The organism is Streptomyces phyllanthi, assembly GCF_009377205.1.
GTDB lineage: Bacteria > Actinomycetota > Actinomycetes > Streptomycetales > Streptomycetaceae > Streptomyces > Streptomyces phyllanthi.
Genome location: NZ_VJZE01000740.1, coordinates 1 through 2,791, shown reverse-complemented (window position 1 = coordinate 2,791; position 2,791 = coordinate 1). Strand labels below are relative to the sequence as shown.

At 74.6% G+C, this 2,791-nt stretch carries 3 protein-coding genes; all 3 read left to right on the top strand.

The features are described 5' to 3' along the window. Positions 1-573: SLC13 family permease (locus FNH04_RS44220; RefSeq protein WP_407704186.1), on the top strand; the 573-nt coding region annotated here is incomplete at its 5' end. A 53-nt stretch (positions 574-626) separates the two neighbouring features. Then, on the top strand, positions 627-2,081 hold the full coding sequence (locus FNH04_RS44215; protein ID WP_322725635.1) for an acyl-CoA synthetase: 1,455 nt from the start codon (positions 627-629) through the stop codon (positions 2,079-2,081). Beyond that, positions 2,074-2,791, top strand: a 718-nt coding sequence (locus FNH04_RS44210) for a carboxyl transferase domain-containing protein (protein ID WP_322725633.1), incomplete at its 3' end; no start/stop codon positions are given. The genes FNH04_RS44215 and FNH04_RS44210, both read left to right, overlap by 8 nt.

Genomic DNA, 2,791 nt, shown 5'->3' with positions numbered 1-2,791 from the left:
CTCGTCGCCCTGGTCGCCCTCGTCGTCGCCGTGCTCGTCCTCGACCTCGACGCGGGCCTCACCGCGATCACCCTCGCCGTGCTGCTGAGCGCCGCCTGGCCCGCCGACAGCCGCGCGGCGGTCGGGCAGATCGCCTGGCCCACGGTGCTGCTGATCTGCGGTGTCCTCACCTACGTCGGCGTGCTGGACGAGATGGGCACGATCACCTGGGCCGGCGAGGGTGTCAGCGGTATCGGCGTCCCGCTGCTGGCCGCGGTGCTGCTCTGCTACATCGGTGCGCTCGTGTCGGCGTTCGCCTCGTCCGTCGGGATCATGGGCGCGCTGATCCCGCTGGCCGTACCGTTCCTGGCACAGGGCGAGATCGGGGCGGTCGGCATGGTGTCGGCGCTCGCGGTGTCGGCGACGGTCGTGGACGTGAGCCCGTTCTCGACGAACGGCGCGCTGGTGCTGGCCGCGGCGCCGGACGTCGACCGGGAGCGTTTCTTCCGGCAGCTGATGGTGTACGGAGGAGTCGTGGTGGCGGTGGTGCCCGCGGTGGTGTGGCTGGGGATGGTCGTGCCCGGCTGGGGGTAGCCCCACGGGCGGCAGCCACGACAGCAGACGGCAATGGTTAAGGAGTACAACGCGTGTCCTCACTCTTCCCGGCCCTGACCGACTCCCCGGCCGAGCGCCCCGCCCTGCGGTTCGGCGAACGCTCCCTGACGTACGCGGAACTCGCCGCCGCGGCGGGCACGCTCGCGGGGACGATCCGGGGAGCGGGCCGCGTCGCCGTCTGGGCGACCCCGACCCTGGAGACGGCCGTCGGCGTGGTGGCCGCCCTGCTGGCGGGGGTGCCCGCCGTACCGCTCAACCCGAAGTCGGGCGACAGCGAGCTGGGCCACATCATCAGGGACAGCTCGCCCGCCCTCGTCCTCACCGCACCGGTCACGGAACTCCCGCCCGCGCTGGGCGACCTGGAGCGCGTGGACATCGACGTGCGGGGCACTGCCCGGAACTCCGTCGCCGACAGCGCCGACATCACCCCCGAGTCCCCCGCCCTCGTCGTCTACACCTCCGGCACCACCGGCCCGCCCAAGGGCGCCGTCATCCCCCGCCGCGCCGTCGCCACCACCCTGGACGCACTCGCCGACGCCTGGCAGTGGACCGGCGACGACGTCCTGGTCCACGCGCTGCCCCTGTTTCACGTGCACGGACTGATCCTCGGCATCCTGGGCCCGCTGCGGCGCGGCGGCTCCGTACGGCACCTCGGGCGGTTCGGGCCGGAAGGCGTCACCCGGGAGCTGAACGACGGCGCCACCATGCTGTTCGGCGTGCCGACGATGTACCACCGGCTGGCGGAGGCCCTCCCGGGCGACCCGGCGCTCGCGAAGGCGCTCGGCCGGGCGCGGCTGCTCGTCTCCGGTTCGGCCGCGCTGCCGGTGCACGACCACGAGCGGATCGCGGCCGCAACCGGGCGGCGGGTCATCGAGCGGTACGGCATGACCGAGACCCTCATGAACACGAGCGTGCGCGCGGACGGCGAGCCGCGCGCGGGGACCGTGGGAGTGCCGCTGCCGGGCGTGGAGCTGCGGCTGGTGGAGGAGGACGGTTCGGCCATCACGGCGTACGACGGCGAGACCGTGGGCGAGATCCAGGTGCGCGGGCCGAACCTGTTCACCGGGTATCTGAACCGGCCGGACGCGACCGCCGCCGCGTTCACCGACGACGGCTGGTTCCGCACCGGCGACATGGCGGTCCGGGACACTGACGGCTACGTACGGATCGTGGGCCGCAAGGCCACCGACCTGATCAAGAGCGGCGGTTACAAGATCGGCGCGGGGGAGATCGAGAACGCGCTGCTGGAGCACCCGGCCGTGCGCGAGGCCGCCGTCACGGGCGAACCGGACGACGACCTCGGCGAGCGCGTGGTCGCCTGGATCGTGCCCGCCGACCCCCAGTCCCCGCCAGGCGCCGCCGAACTGGCCGACCATGTCGCCACGCGCCTCGCCCCGCACAAGCGCCCCCGAGTCGTGCACTACCTGGACGCGCTCCCCCGCAACGACATGGGCAAGATCATGAAGCGGGCGCTGGCCCATGACTGAGCCGGCCGCCCGGCACTCCGCCCGCGGGATCGTCGCCCTGGTCGCGGAAGCCTTCACGCGACTACCGCACCCGGCAGGGGAGCACGGGCCCGACGGCCCCCTCTCCTGGGAGGGGTACGACGCCTCGCGCGCCCGCGCCGCCGAGCGCACCGGCGAGGAGGAGTCCGTCGTCTGCGGCCGGGCGACGATCGGCGGTACGGAGGCCGTGGTCCTGGCCTTCGAGTTCGGCTTCCTCGGCGGCTCGCTCGGCGAGCGGACCGGTGACCGGCTGGAGGCGGCGTACACGTACGCGCGGGGGCACCGGCTGCCCGTGGTCGCGCTCGTCGCGACGGGCGGCAGCCGGATGCAGGAGGGCATGCGCGCGCTCGCCCAACTCCAGCGCGTGGCCCGGCAGTCGGCGCTCACCAGGGAGGCGGGACTGCCGCAGATCGCTGTACTGCGGGACCCGACCACCGGCGGCGGCTGGGCCACCCTGGGAGCGGGCGCCGACGTCGTCCTCGCGCTGCCCGGCGCCCAGGTGGGCTTCGCGGGCTCCCGGGTCCGGCCGCCGGACGCGGACCCGGCGGCGTACACGGCCGAGGCCCAGGTGGCGGCGGGCGCGGCCGACGCGGTCGTACGGCCGGAGGACCTGCGCGCGACGCTGGCCCTGTGGCTGGACCTGCTGGCCTCGCCCTCGCCGAAGGCCCTCAGCCGCTCACCCGACCCGGCAC